This is a genomic window from Streptococcus sp. CF8-6, assembly GCF_024295845.1.
Lineage (GTDB): Bacteria > Bacillota > Bacilli > Lactobacillales > Streptococcaceae > Streptococcus > Streptococcus oralis_BO.
Window position 1 is genome coordinate 239,915 of the sequence record NZ_JANCOF010000003.1, and the last position, 18,205, is coordinate 258,119.

Sequence of the window (18,205 nt, forward strand, 5' to 3'; positions counted from 1 at the left end):
CGCAAGAAAACAGACAAAAGAAAGCGATTACTTTATAAAGTTAAGGAAAATTTGCACAAAGATAACGTTTTTTCTTGAAAAACGCTTATTTTTAAGGTATCATAGAGGTGTAAAAAATTTAACTCAAAGGAGAGTAAAAAATGTCAATTATTACTGATGTTTACGCTCGCGAAGTCCTAGACTCACGCGGTAACCCAACACTTGAAGTAGAAGTTTATACTGAATCAGGTGCTTTCGGACGTGGTATGGTTCCATCAGGAGCTTCTACTGGTGAACACGAAGCAGTTGAACTTCGCGACGGTGACAAATCTCGTTACGGTGGTCTTGGTACACAAAAAGCTGTTGACAACGTAAACAACATCATTGCTGAAGCAATCATCGGCTACGATGTACGTGACCAACAAGCTATTGACCGTGCTATGATCGCACTTGACGGTACTCCTAACAAAGGTAAATTGGGTGCAAATGCAATTCTTGGTGTGTCTATCGCTGTAGCTCGTGCTGCTGCTGACTACCTTGAAATCCCACTTTACAGCTACCTTGGTGGATTCAACACTAAAGTTCTTCCAACTCCAATGATGAACATCATCAACGGTGGTTCTCACTCTGACGCTCCAATCGCTTTCCAAGAATTCATGATCGTGCCTGCTGGTGCACCATCATTCAAAGAAGCTCTTCGTTGGGGTGCTGAAATCTTCCACGCACTTAAGAAAATCCTTAAATCACGTGGTTTGGAAACTGCCGTAGGTGACGAAGGTGGATTCGCTCCTCGTTTCGAAGGAACTGAAGACGGTGTTGAAACTATCCTTGCTGCGATCGAAGCTGCTGGATATGTTCCTGGTAAAGACGTATTTATCGGATTTGACTGTGCCTCATCAGAATTCTACGATAAAGAACGCAAAGTTTACGACTACACTAAATTCGAAGGTGAAGGAGCTGCTGTACGTACTGCTGCAGAACAAATCGACTACCTTGAAGAATTGGTAAACAAATACCCAATCATCACTATCGAAGATGGTATGGACGAAAACGACTGGGACGGTTGGAAAGCTCTTACTGAACGTCTTGGTGGTAAAGTTCAATTGGTTGGTGACGACTTCTTCGTAACAAACACTTCTTACCTTGAAAAAGGTATTGCAGAAGGTGCTGCTAACTCAATCCTTATCAAAGTTAACCAAATCGGTACTCTTACTGAAACATTTGACGCTATCGAAATGGCGAAAGAAGCTGGTTACACTGCCGTTGTATCACACCGTTCAGGTGAAACTGAAGATTCAACAATCGCTGACATCGCAGTTGCAACTAACGCAGGACAAATCAAGACTGGTTCACTTTCACGTACAGACCGTATCGCTAAATACAACCAATTGCTTCGTATCGAAGACCAACTTGGTGAAGTAGCTGAATACCGTGGATTGAAATCATTCTACAACCTTAAAAAATAATCTAGTTCAGTGAACAAGGTTTGAAGCCCCTCGGATTTTTTCCGAAGGGCTATTTTTGTATTTAGGGGGCAAAAAAGGGGCAGTGTTTATGGTATAATAGACAAAAATACGTGAATTAGAAAGAAATTATGTCTAAAGAAATTGATATTGAGTATTACCACCAGCTAGCCTTGCAAAAGCAGAAGGAGCACCGCAAAGTGTTAGCTAATCTAAAGAAAAAACCACCAAAGAATCTAGATAAGATTGCACAGCAGATTCACCAAGAAGTTTTTGATGAGATTGATTGTACTGCCTGTGCTAACTGTTGCAAGACATTGGGGCCTGACTTTAAGGAAGCCGATATTACCCGTATTGCTAAGTACTTTAAGATGAAATTACCAGCTTTTGAAGCGGAGTTTCTGCAGGTAGATGAAGATGGTGATAAGGTTTTTAAATCCATGCCTTGTCCCTTTCTAGGAGGAGATAATCTCTGCTCCATCTATGACGTTCGACCAAAGGCCTGCCGAGAATTCCCACATACAGACCGCAAAAAGATCCATCAAATTAATCATTTGACGATTAAGAATACCTTGACCTGCCCAGCGGCTTATCTCTTTGTTGAGAAATTAAAGGATAAGTTATAGAGATTTACACCTTTAAATCTTGTACAAAGATTCTAGGGCGGAAATATCTGATATCTGATAGACTATAGATAGAATTGAACGTGGCCTAAAAGCTGTTCGAAAAAGAAAAAATTTCTAGGACTAGAAGCTCTAGTGTCAATTTTTCTATTTTCACTTTGCTTTTAAGGACTTTTGTATCTTGTGGAGGTAAGAAGAAACGAATATGATGCATCAGTTCAACCAAACCATGGATTATTTGGAGCAGCAGCTGACTGGAGAAGTGGATATGAAAAGATTTCAGCAGCTATCGGGCTATTCTTACCCTCTCTTTAGTAGGCTATTTTCTATCCTGGCAGATATGACATTAGCAGAATACTTGCGCAATCGCAGGCTGTCGGAAGCAGTGACAGACTTGCGTGAAAGCTCTGAGAAGGTCATTGACATAGCAATGAAATACGGCTATGACTCTGCGGATGCTTTTAGTGCGGCCTTTAAGAAATTCCATGGTGCAACTCCCTCAGAAGTTCGAAATGGAAAACCTTATCGGGTCTTTCCTAAGCTTCAATTATCCTTAAAAATCACAGGAGGAAAGAACATGGATATCAAGATTCAAAAGAAGCCTGCATTTACCGTGGCAGGCGTCCTATTGGAAGCTATTGACAATAGCAAATGCCCGTCTGCTTGGGAGTATCTCTATGCTCATCACAGCTTTGAAAGCCTAGAAAGTTTAGGTAGTGGCCAATACTTTGGCGTCTGCTCGGATGTCAAAGAAGGCGAAATCATCAACTATATGGCTGCTTATGATGTGACGGATAAAACTAAAGCAGAAGAATTGGGTCTGTCAATCAAAGAAATCTCCGAAGCTGAATATGCAATCGTACCAGTCAAAGGCCCTATACCAGCAAGCATCCAACATGCTTGGAAATATGTCTTGGAGGTCTTTTTCCCAGAAACTGGCTATCGCCACTCAGGAGCGCCAGACTTTGAAGTCTATACTGAAGGAGACATGTCGTCACCAGACTATCAAATGGAACTCTGGATACCAGTGATTAAGAACTAGATAATTTTCTGACATTTTATAAAGATGCAAATCGAACTCTGTAGAAGATACCTTTTACAGAGTTTTTCTTTGTTTGGGATTGGTAATTTCTGAGAAAAACAATAAATTTGATTTTACTTAAATTTAAGTATAAGGAATTTTTAAGCATTTACTTGTATACTTTTCCAATCATCAAAGAAAGAGGTGTAAATATGAACTATCTAGTTATTCCAGCTTACGAACCTGACTACAATCTCATCAAACTGATTGAAAAGATTCACAACAGGAGCGATTTTTACATCATTGTCATTGATGATGGAAGTTCAGCAGAATGCCAAGACATTTTTGCTCAAGCAGAGGATTTTGCGACGGTGCTTCACCACCAGGTCAATCAAGGAAAAGGCCAAGCTCTGAAAACAGCCTTTGAGTACATTCAGTCTCTTAATAAGTCAGGGACTGTAGTTACAGCAGACGCAGATGGCCAACACAGGATCTGGGACATTTTCCGTAATATGACAAAATCAAATGAAAATCCTAATACACTTGTCCTTGGTGTCCGTGCTTTTACTGGCAAGGTTCCCTTGCGTAGTCGTTTTGGGAACAGCTTGACTCGTATCTTGTTTAAACTGCAAACAGGTGTCGCTGTATCCGACACACAGACAGAATTACGTGCCTTTTCAACGGATATGATTCCTTTTATGCTTAAGATAGAAGGACAACGGTATGAATACGAGATGAACATGCTCCTTGAAGCAAGTCAAGTCTACCCAATCTTAGAAGTTCCGATTGAAACGGTCTATATTAACGATAATGCGGCCTCTCACTTCCGACCTATTCGGGATGGTTTGATGATTTATAAAAATATTTTAAAGTTTGCCCTCTCGTCTTTTAGTAGTTTTATCGTAGATTATGTGGTTTACGCTCTCTCTATTCTATGCTTGAGCTTTATTCCAACTGGTTTGCGTGTTCTCCTCTCAAATGGTTTGGCACGTGTGACTAGCTCCATCTTTAACTTTTCTACCAACAAAAAATTGGTCTTCAAGAACAAGGCGAGCAGTTTTAAAACAGGATCAGGCTATTTTGAATTAGCAGTTGGTCTCTTTATCTTAGACACCATCCTGATTCGACTCTTTAATTCAGGTCTTGGAGTCAACTTGCTAATCGCGAAGATTTTTGTTGGAATCATGCTCTTTATCCTCTCTTGGACAGTTCAAACCCGCTTTATTTTCAAAGAAAGGACTTGTAGCCCATTATGAAAGTTTTAAAGAAACCCTATCTATACGCCTCGGTCTTGGGCTTGTTCCTGACAAGTTCCTTTACCTATTCGATGTTGAAGACCTTTGTTCTCGCTGAAACGATTTCCACTGTCTCTAATACCAGCTCAACTTCTAACACCACGGCAGCAAGTCAGGCAGCAAAAAATGCCCAAGTGACAGATACTAGCTATTCAGATGGAAATATCAGTGTCACCCTAACTGAAAAGACTGTGGAAGAAACTCAGGTCTATGTAGCAGATATAACCCTCAGTTCATTGGACTATCTGAAAACGGCTCTAGCTCAAAACTCCTATGGAACCAACGTCACAGCTAAAACCTCTGTAATGGCTGCTGAAAACAATGCTATTCTAGCTGTCAACGGTGACTACTATGGAGCAAATAGCTCTGGTTATGTTATCCGTAATAGAGTTGTATATCGGGACAGTGTCCGTGAAGATGCTAGTAACGGTGACCTTGCTATTTACAAGGACGGCTCCTTTAAAATCATCTACGAGAACCAAGTTTCAGCCGATCAGTTGGTTCAGGACGGTGTCGTCAATCTACTGGCATTTGGTCCGTCTCTAGTTGAGAATGGAGAAATATCTGTTGATACCAATACAGAAGTCGGTCAGGCCATGTCATCAAATCCTCGTACAGCTATCGGGATCATAGATGAAAATCACTACATCATCATCGTTTCGGATGGTCGTACCTCTGAAAGCAAGGGCTTGTCACTTTACCAGATTGCAGAAGTGATGAAATCTTACGGAGTGAAGACAGCCTATAACCTTGATGGTGGTGGTTCCTCAACTCTCTACTTTAACGGTCAGGTGATCAATAAACCGACTACAGGTGGAAGCAAAATATCAGAAAGGGCGGTGAGTGATATTGTCTACATCGGTTACTAAAATCAAAAACAAACGCCTCAAAAAAACACTCGTTAGCTATAGCCTTCTCACCATTTTCTTTTTTGCATTTAGCCGTATCTACGAGTCCTTTAGTTTTGGCGAGACCTCGCTTCATATGCACTATCTCTTTGTAGTCCCTCTAGTAGGGGGCATCGTTCTAGCATTATTGTTGAAAATCATGCCAAACCTAGGGCGACTCAGTCTAAACTTGTGGAACTCGGCAGTTGCAGTCCTAACAGCTGGAATGCTATTTCGTGGAATCGTCAACCTCTCAGGTCGTTCAACAACACTAGATCAACCTTACTGGTATGTTGGCCTTGCCTTCGCCTTGCTAGCTATAGTATCGCTTTTGCTTCAGAAGAAGAACAGTAAGGAATTAGCATAAAAAATAAAGAAACTGGTTGTTGAGAGAGACAGCCAGTTTTCTTGTGGAAATTCATGTCTGTAAATTAAACATGCTATATTTTTTGTTTGGATTTTATGGGGCATGCGAATAGTTTTCTCGGTATAATAGTCCCATAGAAGATAAGGAGACAGGAATATGCAGATGTATTTTGGAGATGTATCACTTTGCTATAGCTATTCATTGGCAATGGCATTGGATAGCTATGGTTATGACTTTAAAGCAGAGTTTTTAGAGGCAATCATGGTGATGGGAAATGGCGCTAGTATCGTAAAGAAAGATGACCAGCACCCTCTAGTATTCTTTGATAACGGAATGCCAGATCTTTCTATCTCTCATTCTTTAAAAATACTTAGATTTGACTATGAGGACTTCTATCTAAAGGATGGAGCGGAAGTAGATTTGGAAGAGATAAAAAGAAAGTTGGAAACCTTTCTGACTAATGGACCTGTCGTACTGGGACCTCTTGATATGGGCCATCTGACTTATAATCCTAATCACACAATCCTTTATGGTGTGGATCACTTCGTAACCGTGTATGGCATTGATCATCAGCACCTCTATTTGCATGATCCAGCTGGTTTTGCCTGTATGAAGGTTGCTTTTAATGACATTTTAGAAGCTTGGAAGGCGGAGGCTATTGACTATAAGCGTGGTTCTTACTCCATGTGGGGAAATTTTAAGAAGGTCAAGAGTCCTAGTCAGATTGAAATCTATCAGGAAACAGCAAGGATTATGAAAAACCGATATCTGAATGGTCAAAGTGGTGTTTTGGAATACTATGCAAAAGCAGTTGCTAAAAACGGCTTAAATACGGAGCAAAAACAATTGCATCAGTATTTCAGCTTTAAACTTGCTGCTGTTCGAAATCTCTATCTCAGTAAATTCTTAAAAGACCATGATCCCGAAGGGGCACGATTAAAAGAAGAATTGGCTACTCTATTTGGTCAAGCCCATCTTTCATGTTTAAAAGAAGATTACCAAGAACTAGCCTACTTGCTCTATCAGATAGCTGAAGTGGATGGTCGCTTTAGAGATTTATATGTAAACTAGTGACTATAAGCATAAAATAACTAGTTAGTAAAAGCAGTTTTTCGTAAAATGAAGAACTGCTTTTTGAATTGTTAACAACAAAAATATGAGTCCAATTTTTAATATCCTATTTATTTAAAACATATAAAAATGACAACACTTAAAAAGAACGAATAAGAATTTTAAAATAACTATTTGAGTATTTTTCGTTTCTTACTTTTTCTAAGTGTAAATGATATAATATACCTATGGTTATTAAAAATTATTTTGCAAATTCAATTGAATCGTATATTCAAACTATTAGAGAGATTAATTCAGAGAATCCATCCCATAGACTATGGTATAGAGGGCAAAAGAATTCCGAATATGGGTTAATACCTGGAATTTGGCGTGAGGCTTATTCTGTTTTTAATTCGAGGAGAGAGAAAACCCCAATTCTTCGAACAAATTTTTACAATCCTGAAGGAGAGGTAGTTGTTATGCCATCTCAAAATGTTCTTCTTGAAAAATTTAAGAGTAAGGCAAAGACAGAAGATATTATAGGGCCGCAAAACGAAGTACAGTGGTTAGAACTAGCTCAACATTATGGTTTACCAACAAATTTATTAGATTGGTCTACAGACCCATTGGTTGCATTGTTTTTTGCTGTCTCTACAGTTGATTGTAAAAATAACAATCACACTTACTTAACTAAAAATCAAGTTATTTGTCGACAAGATGATGAAGATGAGGATGAGATAATTCATGATCATGCTTCTGTATGGGTAATAAATCCGTTGGAAATAAACCGAATATTACTAAATGAACCTGGTTTAGAAGGAGTTTTTCAGAGTTTCAATCATAATGATATCGAGAGAATTAACCAAGAAATTTCTTTAAATTGTGGCACATTTTGTTTTGAGGGGTCTAAAATCAATCCTCGTATCACCAGACAATCAGGGAACTTCACACACTCAGGAACAAAACTCACACATCCTCTAGATTTTTTGTCAGCTACTCAATCAGAAATTATAAAAATTAATATACCTTATAATTGTATTTTCCAAATTATGAAAGACTTGAGTGCATTAGATATTACAAATCAATCTATATATTTTAGAAGTAATGAAAGAGATTTGACTGCAGGTGAAATTAAAGACGAAGTATATTCGGAGTTTATGGATTATCTGAATTCAATTATTGAGTAATTATTTTTCTTGCACCTCCTTTTGAATCTTTGCACCCCTAGAAAGGAAAACTCTCAAATTGTCCTACAAATTTCTACTTTTCGATCTCGATCACACCTTGCTTGATTTTGACGCTGCTGAGGATGTGGCACTGACGCAACTTTTAAAAGAAGAAGGAGTTGCAGATATCCAAGCCTATAAAGACTATTATGTTCCTATGAACAAGGCTCTCTGGAAGGACTTGGAGCAAAAGAAAATCAGTAAACATGAACTGGTTAACACGCGCTTTTCTCGTCTATTTGCTCATTTTGGACAGGGAAAAGACGGTAGGTTGCTTGCCCAGCGTTACCAATTTTACTTAGCCCAACAGGGACAAACTCTTTCGGGTGCTCATGAACTCTTGGACAGTCTCATAGAGCGTGACTATGACTTGTATGCTGCGACAAATGGCATTACCGCCATCCAGACAGGACGTCTGGCTCAATCTGGTCTGGCACCTTATTTCAACCAAGTCTTTATCTCCGAGCAATTACAAACACAAAAGCCTGACGCACTATTCTATGAAAAAATCGGTCAACAGATTGCTGGATTTGATAAAGAAAAGACACTGATGATTGGAGATTCTCTAACCGCCGACATTCAAGGTGGCAATAATGCTGACATTGACACTATCTGGTACAACCCTCAACGCCTCGAAAATCACACACAAGCCCAGCCGACTTATGAAGTTCATTCTTACCAAGACTTGCTGGATTGTTTAGATGCTTTGTAGTGATTTCCCTAAGAGGTGTTGATATGGAAATTAAAGTCATTGAAGAGATTGATAACTTACTAAACCTCATCGAGCAGTATCAGTTAAAAGGTGTGGTTGCTCAAGTAAATTCGTTAAAAGAGTTAAAGTATATCATAAGCAATCATATAGAGTTAAGTACTCGAGAGAAGATGAATATCCACTATTCACTCTTTCTCCCTAGGGGTGGCTTATCTGAACTCTACTATATGGACGCTAATCTTGAACGGATGAAGTCTGTAAATAATCAACTTTCCTATGCTATTGATACAATAGAAAAGTTTTTAATGGCTGATTGATACTGTGAATACTAATGTCAAATAATAGGGTCAATAACAGTATATATAAGAACTGTAAAAAGTGGTTTAGATAGCCACTTTTTGCTATAATAGAGGCAGTAAAAACGAAGGAGTCGGCTATGGAACACTCGTCTTGGCATGCTTTGATTAAGGAGCAATTACCTGAGGGGTATTTTGGGAAAATCAATCAATTTATGGAACAGGTCTATGCTCAGGGAACTGTTTATCCACCTAAGGAAAAAGTTTTTCAGGCTCTCTTGACTACACCGCTTGAAGAAGTGAAGGTGGTGATTCTAGGACAGGATCCTTATCACGGGTCAGGGCAGGCGCAGGGCTTAAGTTTTTCTGTACCTGACTCTATCCCAGCCCCGCCATCCTTGCAAAACATCTTGAAAGAATTGTCGGATGACATCGGGGTTAAGAAATCACATGATTTGACGGCTTGGGCTGAGCAAGGAGTTTTACTTCTCAATGCTTGCTTGACGGTTCCTGCTGGTCAGGCCAATGGTCATGCTGGGCAGATATGGGAGCCTTTTACAGATGCTGTGATTCGGGTTGTCAATAATCTAGACAGACCTGTAGTCTTTGTACTCTGGGGAGCATATGCACGTAAGAAGAAGGCCTTGGTTACCAATCCTCACCACTTGATTATCGAATCAGCCCATCCTAGTCCTTTATCGGTTTATAGAGGATTTTGGGGTTCCAAGCCTTTTTCCAAGGCCAATGCATTCTTAAAAGAGACAGGACAAGAGCCAATCGATTGGCTTAGATAAGGAGAGAATATGCCTCAGTTAGCGACGATTTGCTACATTGATAACGGAAAAGAACTACTCATGCTCCATCGTAATAAGAAGCCCAATGATGTCCACGAAGGCAAATGGATTGGTGTGGGTGGGAAGCTAGAGAGAGGAGAGACACCTCAAGAATGCGCTGCGCGTGAAATTCTCGAAGAGACAGGTCTCAAAGCCAAGCCAGTACTTAAAGGTGTTATCACTTTTCCTGAATTTACGCCAGATTTAGACTGGTACACCTATGTTTTTAAGGTGACAGAGTTCGAGGGTGAGTTGATTGACTGCAATGAGGGAACCTTAGAATGGGTTCCCTATGATGAAGTTTTGAGCAAGCCAACTTGGGAGGGTGATCACACTTTTGTTGAGTGGCTTTTAGAAGATAAACCCTTTTTTTCAGCCAAGTTTGTTTATGATGGGGATAAATTGTTGGATACCCAAGTTGATTTCTATGAATAAAGGAGAAAGCAGATGCTACTTATCAAAAATGGTCGTGTAATGGATCCCAAGTCTGGTTTGGATCAAGTGTGTGATATTTTAGTCCAAGATGGAAAAATTGTCAAAATTGCCCCTGAAATCAAGGAAGAAGGAGCAGAGATAATTGATGCTACGGGACTTGTTGTTGCGCCTGGACTAGTTGATATTCATGTTCATTTCCGTGAACCTGGTCAAACCCACAAGGAGGACATCCATACTGGGGCCCTAGCGGCTGCTGCAGGTGGTTTTACAACGGTTGTTATGATGGCTAATACCAGTCCAACCATTTCGGACGTAGAAACTTTGCAAGAAGTTCTTCAGTCAGCTGCCAAGGAAAAAATTAATGTCAAGACAGTTGCGACTATTACCAAGAACTTTAATGGCCAAGACTTGACAGACTTTAAGTCGCTTTTAGAAGCTGGAGCTGTTGGTTTTTCTGATGACGGGATTCCACTTGAAAGTAGTAAAGTTGTCAAGGAAGCCATGGAAGAAGCCAAAAAACTCAATACCTTTATCAGCCTTCATGAGGAAGATCCAGGTTTGAACGGGATTCTTGGATTTAACGAAAACATCGCTAAGAAACATTTTCATATCTGTGGAGCGACTGGGGTGGCTGAGTATGCTATGATTGCGCGTGATGTTATGATTGCCTACGCAACCAAGGCCCATGTTCACATCCAGCATTTGTCTAAGGAGGAAAGTGTCAAGGTAGTGGAGTTCGCTCAAAGTTTGGGTGCGCAAGTCACAGCAGAAGTAGCTCCACAGCATTTCTCTAAGACAGAAGCTCTTCTTTTAACTCAAGGTAGTAATGCCAAAATGAATCCTCCACTTCGTTTGGAGTCAGACCGTCGTGCCGTTATCGAAGGTCTCAAGTCAGGTGTTATCACAGTTATCGCGACAGACCACGCGCCTCACCATGCAGATGAGAAAAATGTAGAAGATATCACCAAAGCACCATCTGGTATGACTGGCTTGGAAACCTCTCTATCTCTCGGTTTAACTTATTTGGTGGAAGCTGGTGAGTTGAGCTTGATGGAATTGCTAGAAAAAATGACTGTTAATCCAGCCAAGCTTTACAACTTTGAAGCTGGTTACTTGGCTGAGGATGGTCCAGCGGATATCACTATCTTTGATGCTAAGGCTGACCGCCTTGTGGACTCACACTTTGCTTCAAAAGCAGCTAATTCACCATTTATCGGTGAAACTTTAAAAGGGCAGGTTAAATATACCATCTGTAAGGGACAAATCGTCTATCAAAACTAGATGGGATTCTGCTCTATAAACTATAAGAATAGAGAGCGTATATGTATCCAACCCATCAATTTAAAGACAAGTTTGTCTTATTTCTTAAGATATTTTTCCCTATCCTGATTTATCAGTTTGCCAATTATTCTGCCTCATTTGTTGATACAACCATGACTGGGCAGTACAATACCATGGACTTGGCAGGAGTATCAACTGCAACGAGTCTATGGAATCCTTTCTTTACTTTTTTAACAGGGATTGTTTCGGCCATGGTTCCCATCATAGGCCATCATCTAGGACGGGGCAAAAAGGAAGAAGTGGCATCTGATTTTTACCAATTTATCTACTTGGCTTTTGGATTGTCTTTGGTCTTACTTAGCATGGTAGTATTCTTAGCGCCACCTGTCTTAAACCATATTGGTCTAGAAGCTCAAGTGGCGGCAGTTGCAGTTTCTTATCTTTGGTACCTTTCTATCGGGATTATTCCCTTGTTGCTTTTTAGTGTCATTCGGTCATTGTTAGATTCTCTTGGTTTGACCAAGCTATCTATGTACCTCATGCTCCTATTACTTCCGCTCAATAGTGGTTTTAACTATCTCTTGATATATGGAGCCCTTGGTTTTCCTGAGCTTGGTGGTGCAGGAGCAGGGCTAGGAACTTCGCTAGCCTATTGGGTTTTATTGGGGATTTCCCTGCTTGTTTTGTTCAAACAAGAAAAGTTAAAAGCGCTACATCTTGAAAAACGGATTCCACTCAATATAGATAAAATCAAGGAAGGTGTTCGGCTAGGTCTACCAATCGGGGGAACCGTATTTGCGGAAGTGGCTATTTTCTCCGTGGTGGGACTAATCATGGCTAAGTTTTCATCGCTCATCATCGCTAGCCACCAGTCAGCTATGAACTTTTCCAGCCTCATGTACGCTTTTCCCATGAGTATTTCCTCTGCTATGGCAATTGTTGTGTCTTACGAGGTGGGGGCTAAACGTTTTGAGGATGCAAAAACCTATGCTCGTCTGGGGAGAGTAACCGCCCTTATTTTTGCAGGCCTTACCCTGTCCTTTCTCTACATTTTTAGAGATCGTGTAGCAAGTCTATATGGAAATGACCCTCAGTTCATTGAAACAACTGCTGTATTTCTAACCTACAGTCTCTTTTTCCAGTTAGCTGATACCTTTGCGGCTCCGCTCCAAGGAATTTTAAGAGGGTATAAAGACACTATCGTTCCTTTCTATCTTGGTCTAATCGGGTATTGGGGAGTAGCGATACCTCTAGGATACCTACTAGATCAGGTAACTGACTTAGGGGCATTTGCTTACTGGATTGGGTTAATTGCCAGCTTGATTGTTTCTGGTTGTTTGTATCAATGGCGTCTGAAAACCGTAATGAAAAGATTGAGCTAATTTTTGGAAAAATATCCTGAAAAAGCACTTTGTGAAAAAATACTCTAACTAGAGAGAATCCCTGTTTTAACAGGGGTTTATTTTTTTATATTGTGAAATTTTATTAGCCATATACTTTGACAGTGTATACTAAAAAAGGTAAAATAGTAAGGTAAGTACAAAGTTAGAAAGGCAAGATTATGTCAACTTTAGATAAGAATCTTTTGCTAGAGATGTTCCGTAAGATGGAAGAAATCCGTCGCATGGACTTAAAAATCGCTCAGTTAGTGAAAAAGGGAAAAGTTCCCGGTATGACTCACTTTTCTGTCGGAGAGGAAGCTGCTAACGTCGGAGCAATGCTGGCCCTTAATCCAGATGATCTGATTACCTCAAATCACCGTGGACACGGGCAAGCTATTGCTAAGGGGATTGACCTCAATGGAATGATGGCTGAAATACTCGGGAAATACACTGGAACCTGTAAAGGAAAAGGTGGTTCTATGCATATCGCTGACCTGGATGCTGGTAACCTCGGTGCCAATGGTATCGTAGGTGGTGGTATGGGAATCGCTGTCGGTGCAGCCCTCAGTCAGCAAATGCAACATACTGGGAAAATCGTTGTTTGTTTCTTTGGAGATGGTGCGACCAACGAAGGTGTCTTCCACGAAGCAGTAAACATGGCTTCTATCTGGAAACTTCCTGTTATTTTCTACTGCATTAACAACGGTTATGGGATCTCTGCGGATATCAAGAAAATGACCAATGTGGAGCATATCCATCAACGTAGTGCGGCATATGGAATTCCTGGAATGTTTATCGAAGATGGAAACAATGTCATCGATGTTTATGAAGGATTTAAGAAAGCCGCAGACCATGTTCGTGGTGGCAATGGACCAGTTTTGATCGAAAGTATCACTTATCGCTGGCTTGGTCACTCATCATCTGACCCTGGTAAATATCGTACCCGTGAAGAAGTGGAATTGTGGAAACAAAAAGACCCAATCGAAAACCTTCGCAAGTACCTCGTTGAAAATAATATTGTGAGTGCTGAAGAATTGGAAGAAATCCAAGCACAAGTCAAGGAAGCAGTGGAAGCTTCTGTTAAATTTGCAGAAGAAAGTCCATTCCCACCGCTTGAATCCGCATTTGAAGATATTTACGCAGACTAAGGAGAAAGAGATAAAATGGAAACAAAAACAATGTCGTTCCGTGACACCATTATCCTTGCTATGTCTGAGGAAATGCGTCGCGATGAAAATGTATTCTTGATGGGAGAAGACGTCGGTGTCTTCGGAGGAGACTTCGGAACTTCTGTCGGAATGCTCGAAGAATTTGGTCCAGAACGTGTCCGTGACTGTCCGATTTCTGAAGCTGCTATCTCAGGTGCAGCAGCAGGAGCAGCCATGACAGGACTTCGTCCAATCGTCGATATGACCTTCATGGACTTCTCAGTTATTGCCATGGACAATATCGTCAACCAAGCTGCTAAAACACGTTATATGTTTGGTGGTAAAGGTCAAGTTCCAATGACTGTTCGTTGTGCAGCTGGTAACGGAGTTGGTTCTGCAGCACAGCACTCGCAATCCTTAGAGTCTTGGTTTACTCACATTCCTGGACTTAAGGTTGTAGCGCCTGGTACGCCTGCTGACATGAAAGGACTTCTCAAGTCTTCTATCCGCGATAGCAACCCAGTTATCATTCTTGAGTACAAGTCGGAATTTAACCAAAAAGGGGAAGTGCCAGTTGATCCAGACTACACAATCCCACTTGGAGTTGGCGAAATCAAACGCGAAGGAACGGATGTAACAGTTGTTACTTATGGGAAAATGCTTCGCCGTGTGATTCAAGCTGCTGAAGAATTGGCAGAAGAAGGAATTTCAGTTGAAGTCGTGGACCCACGTACCCTTGTTCCACTTGATAAGGATATTATCATCAACTCAGTTAAGAAGACTGGTAAAGTTGTTCTGGTCAATGATGCCCATAAAACAAGTGGCTATATCGGAGAGATTTCAGCTATTATTTCAGAATCAGAAGCATTTGACTATCTAGATGCACCAATTCGCCGTTGTGCAGGAGAAGATGTGCCAATGCCTTACGCACAAAACCTAGAAAATGCAATGATTCCAACAGTTGAAAGCATCAAAGATGCCATCCGAAAAACTTATAACAAAGAATAATCTTGCATAAATTAAATTATGTAAGATTTTAGAGATTTTTAACTTTAGTAACTTAAGACATGTGTTGTATCCAAGTTGCTTGTAGAGTTGAATTCGGACGGAGGTCTGCGAAAAAAAGATAGATTTCCTTGTGTTCATCGAACACATCGTCAATCTCCTATTTTTTCATTGCCCACTTCGTCCTTAATATCTTATATTCGAACACGGGCTAAAGTCTGTGTGAAAAAGATAAACTTTCCTAGAAACTAAAGTTTCTTCGTCAAGTTTCCTATTTTCACTTTGACTTTTTCGCCCTTAGTATCATAATTAGAATTGGAGAGGTCATGGCTGATGACAAGCTAAGAGCGACTCCTGCAGCTAGAAAGTTAGCGGATGATCTAGGGATCAACCTCTACGACGTTTCTGGCTCAGGTGCAAACGGTCGTGTCCACAAAGAAGACGTGGAAACTTATAAAGACACAAACGTGGTTCGCATTTCGCCACTTGCAAAACGAATTGCCCTTGAACATAACATTGCTTGGCAGGAAATCCAAGGAACAGGTCATCGTGGTAAAATCATGAAGAAGGACGTTTTGGCCTTGCTTCCTGAAAATATCGAAAACGACACCATCAAGTCTCCTGCTCAGATTGAAAAAGTGGAAGAAGTTCCAGACACTATCACTCCTTATGGTGAGATTGAGCGTATTCCAATGACACCAATGCGTAAGGTTATCGCCCAACGTATGGTTGAATCCTACCTAACTGCGCCAACCTTCACACTCAACTATGATGTCGATATGTCAGAAATGTTGGCCCTTCGTAAGAAGGTTCTTGATCCTATTATGGAAGCAACTGGTAAGAAGACTACTGTAACAGACCTTCTTTCACTCGCTGTTGTGAAAACATTGATGAAACACCCTTACATCAACGCTTCATTGACAGAAGATGGCAAGACCATTATCACTCATAATTATGTCAACCTTGCTATGGCAGTTGGAATGGATAATGGATTGATGACACCTGTTGTTTATAATGCTGAAAAGATGAACTTATCAGAGTTGGTTGTAGCCTTCAAGGATGTCATTGGTCGTACCTTGGATGGTAAATTGGCTCCAAGCGAACTCCAAAATTCAACCTTCACAATTAGTAACTTGGGAATGTTTGGCGTTCAGTCCTTTGGCCCGATTATTAACCAACCAAACTCAGCTATCCTCGGGGTTAGCTCAACAGTTGAAAAACCTGTAGTTGTCAATGGTGAGATTGTCATTCGCCCTATCATGAGCCTTGGATTAACCATTGACCACCGTGTTGTAGATGGTATGGCTGGTGCTAAGTTTATGAAAGACTTGAAAGCCCTAATTGAGAACCCAATCTCAATGTTGGTTTAAATAATACAGCATTTATTTTTAGAGATATAGATAAAGGAAGTAAGACATGGCCTTAGAAGTAATTATGCCAAAAGCCGGCGTGGATATGACAGAAGGACAAATCGTCCAATGGAATAAAAAAGTCGGAGAATTTGTAAAAGAAGGAGAAATCCTTTTGGAAATCATGACTGACAAAGTCAGCATGGAATTGGAAGCCGAAGAAGATGGATACTTGATTGCCATCCTCAAAGGAGATGGTGAAACAGTCCCTGTAACGGAAGTTATCGGTTACCTTGGTGAAGAAGGGGAAAACATCCCAACAGCTGGAGCAGCTGCACCAGAATCAAAACCTGCACCTGCAGTTAGTGCCTCAAACGACGACGGCAAGAGCGACGATGCCTTTGATATCGTTGTGATTGGTGGAGGACCTGCTGGTTATGTAGCAGCCATTAAAGCTGCCCAACTTGGTGGTAAGGTTGCCCTTGTTGAGAAATCTGAACTTGGTGGAACTTGCTTGAACCGTGGCTGTATCCCAACTAAGACCTACCTTCACAACGCTGAAATCATCGAAAACATCGGTCATGCAGCAAACCGTGGTATCGTCATCGAAAATCCAAACTTCACTGTAGATATGGATAAACTTTTAGAAACTAAATCTAAAGTTGTCAATACCTTGGTAGGTGGAGTTGCAGGTCTTCTTCGTAGCTACGGAGTTACTGTTCATAAGGGAATTGGTACGATCACTAAGGATAAGAATGTCTTGGTAAATGGTTCTGAATTGCTTGAAACCAAGAAAATTATTCTTGCTGGTGGTTCAAAAGTCAGCAAGATCAACGTCCCTGGTATGGAATCATCACTTGTAATGACCAGTGATGACATTCTTGAAATGAACGAAGTCCCAGAAAACCTTGTTATCATCGGTGGTGGCGTTGTCGGTATCGAACTCGGTCAAGCCTTCATGACATTTGGTTCAAAAGTAACTGTTATCGAAATGATGGACCGTATCGTTCCAGCTATGGATGCGGAAGTTTCTAAGAATCTTCGCTTGATTCTTGAGCGTAAGGGTATGACCATCTTGACAGGTACAAAATTGGAAGAAATCATCGAAGAAAATGGTCAACTTCGTATCAAGGTTGAAGGAAAAGACGATACCATCGCAAGCAAAGCACTCCTTTCAATCGGTCGTGTGCCAGACCTTGAAGGAATTGGCGATGTTGAGTTTGAATTGGATCGTGGACGTATCAAGGTCAATGAATACATGGAAACTTCTGTTCCAGGTATCTACGCACCAGGTGACATCAACGGTACTAAAATGTTGGCGCACGCGGCCTTCCGCATGGGTGAAGTTGCTGCTGAAAATGCCCTCAAAGGAAACCATGCTGTTGCCAAATTAAACTTAACTCCAGCAGCTATCTACACTCTTCCTGAAGTAGCAGCAGTAGGTTTGACTGAAGAACAAGCTCGTGAGAAATACGATGTAGCCATCGGTAAATTCAACTTTGCTGCGAACGGTCGTGCCATTGCTTCTGATGTAGCTCAAGGTTTCGTAAAAGTCATCGCTGATAAGAAATACGGAGAAATCCTTGGTGTGCACATCATTGGTCCTGCAGCTGCTGAATTGATAAACGAAGCATCAAGTATCATCGAAATGGAAATCACTGTTGAAGAAATGCTTAAGACAATCCACGGACACCCAACCTACTCTGAAGTGATGTACGAAGCATTTGCGGATGTTTTAGGAATGGCTATCCATTCACCTAAGAAAAAATAAATAAGTTTTTCAACTAAATTTTCTTAAAGTAGTACGGACGGCAGCGACCTCTATTAGAGTTCCATGCCTAAAAAGTGAGCCT

18 protein-coding genes are annotated in these 18,205 nt (G+C 40.8%); all 18 read left to right on the top strand.

Annotation, left to right across the window (positions count from 1 at the left end; genetic code table 11):
* The first annotated feature begins 140 nt into the window (after positions 1 to 140).
* The 18 genes from eno (at position 141) to lpdA (ending at position 18,123) form a co-directional block, all read left to right on the top strand.
* A complete protein-coding gene (gene eno, locus NML69_RS06290) occupies positions 141 to 1,445 on the top strand; it encodes a surface-displayed alpha-enolase (protein ID WP_000022821.1) in 1,305 nt (434 codons plus the stop codon).
* A gap of 128 nt (positions 1,446 to 1,573) precedes the next feature.
* Complete coding sequence (locus tag NML69_RS06295) at positions 1,574 to 2,068, top strand: YkgJ family cysteine cluster protein (protein WP_084859902.1); 495 nt, start codon at positions 1,574 to 1,576, stop codon at positions 2,066 to 2,068.
* Between the two features lie 202 nt (positions 2,069 to 2,270).
* A complete protein-coding gene (locus tag NML69_RS06300; protein WP_084859903.1) occupies positions 2,271 to 3,107 on the top strand; it encodes an AraC family transcriptional regulator in 837 nt (278 codons plus the stop codon).
* A gap of 191 nt (positions 3,108 to 3,298) precedes the next feature.
* Positions 3,299 to 4,342, top strand: coding sequence for a bifunctional glycosyltransferase family 2/GtrA family protein (locus tag NML69_RS06305; protein ID WP_254725776.1), 1,044 nt, complete (start codon positions 3,299 to 3,301; stop codon positions 4,340 to 4,342).
* Positions 4,339 to 5,250, top strand: coding sequence for a phosphodiester glycosidase family protein (locus tag NML69_RS06310; RefSeq protein ID WP_254725779.1), 912 nt, complete (start codon positions 4,339 to 4,341; stop codon positions 5,248 to 5,250). Before NML69_RS06305 ends, NML69_RS06310 begins: the two co-directional genes overlap by 4 nt.
* Positions 5,231 to 5,635: a hypothetical protein gene (locus NML69_RS06315; RefSeq protein WP_084860379.1), complete on the top strand. Its 405-nt coding sequence runs from the start codon at positions 5,231 to 5,233 to the stop codon at positions 5,633 to 5,635. Before NML69_RS06310 ends, NML69_RS06315 begins: the two co-directional genes overlap by 20 nt.
* A gap of 156 nt (positions 5,636 to 5,791) precedes the next feature.
* Positions 5,792 to 6,706 carry a peptidase gene (locus NML69_RS06320; RefSeq protein WP_254725782.1) on the top strand — a complete coding sequence of 305 codons (915 nt, stop codon included), beginning with the start codon at positions 5,792 to 5,794 and terminating at the stop codon, positions 6,704 to 6,706.
* Positions 6,707 to 6,933: 227 nt separating this feature from the next.
* Positions 6,934 to 7,872, top strand: a complete 939-nt coding sequence (locus NML69_RS06325; RefSeq protein WP_198459600.1) for an FRG domain-containing protein — start codon at positions 6,934 to 6,936, stop codon at positions 7,870 to 7,872.
* Between the two features lie 58 nt (positions 7,873 to 7,930).
* Positions 7,931 to 8,623 carry a YjjG family noncanonical pyrimidine nucleotidase gene (locus NML69_RS06330; protein ID WP_254725786.1) on the top strand — a complete coding sequence of 231 codons (693 nt, stop codon included), beginning with the start codon at positions 7,931 to 7,933 and terminating at the stop codon, positions 8,621 to 8,623.
* A 23-nt stretch (positions 8,624 to 8,646) separates the two neighbouring features.
* The gene (locus NML69_RS06335) at positions 8,647 to 8,940 is read left to right on the top strand and encodes a hypothetical protein (RefSeq protein WP_084881808.1); all 294 of its coding nucleotides are present in this window, start codon (positions 8,647 to 8,649) and stop codon (positions 8,938 to 8,940) included.
* Positions 8,941 to 9,059: 119 nt separating this feature from the next.
* Positions 9,060 to 9,713, top strand: a complete 654-nt coding sequence (locus tag NML69_RS06340) for a uracil-DNA glycosylase (RefSeq protein ID WP_254725788.1) — start codon at positions 9,060 to 9,062, stop codon at positions 9,711 to 9,713.
* Between the two features lie 9 nt (positions 9,714 to 9,722).
* Positions 9,723 to 10,187, top strand: a complete 465-nt coding sequence (locus tag NML69_RS06345) for an 8-oxo-dGTP diphosphatase (protein WP_001135775.1) — start codon at positions 9,723 to 9,725, stop codon at positions 10,185 to 10,187.
* A 12-nt stretch (positions 10,188 to 10,199) separates the two neighbouring features.
* On the top strand, positions 10,200 to 11,468 hold the full coding sequence (locus tag NML69_RS06350) for a dihydroorotase (RefSeq protein WP_254725789.1): 1,269 nt from the start codon (positions 10,200 to 10,202) through the stop codon (positions 11,466 to 11,468).
* Positions 11,469 to 11,509: 41 nt separating this feature from the next.
* The gene (locus tag NML69_RS06355) at positions 11,510 to 12,850 is read left to right on the top strand and encodes an MATE family efflux transporter (protein WP_254725791.1); all 1,341 of its coding nucleotides are present in this window, start codon (positions 11,510 to 11,512) and stop codon (positions 12,848 to 12,850) included.
* Between the two features lie 179 nt (positions 12,851 to 13,029).
* Positions 13,030 to 13,998, top strand: coding sequence for a thiamine pyrophosphate-dependent dehydrogenase E1 component subunit alpha (locus NML69_RS06360; protein WP_254725793.1), 969 nt, complete (start codon positions 13,030 to 13,032; stop codon positions 13,996 to 13,998).
* 15 nt (positions 13,999 to 14,013) lie between these two features.
* A complete protein-coding gene (locus NML69_RS06365; protein ID WP_254725795.1) occupies positions 14,014 to 15,006 on the top strand; it encodes an alpha-ketoacid dehydrogenase subunit beta in 993 nt (330 codons plus the stop codon).
* Positions 15,007 to 15,329: 323 nt separating this feature from the next.
* Complete coding sequence (locus NML69_RS06370; RefSeq protein ID WP_254725797.1) at positions 15,330 to 16,373, top strand: dihydrolipoamide acetyltransferase; 1,044 nt, start codon at positions 15,330 to 15,332, stop codon at positions 16,371 to 16,373.
* Positions 16,374 to 16,419: 46 nt separating this feature from the next.
* Positions 16,420 to 18,123 carry a dihydrolipoyl dehydrogenase gene (lpdA, locus tag NML69_RS06375; protein WP_254725807.1) on the top strand — a complete coding sequence of 568 codons (1,704 nt, stop codon included), beginning with the start codon at positions 16,420 to 16,422 and terminating at the stop codon, positions 18,121 to 18,123.
* Positions 18,124 to 18,205: the final 82 nt, after the last annotated feature.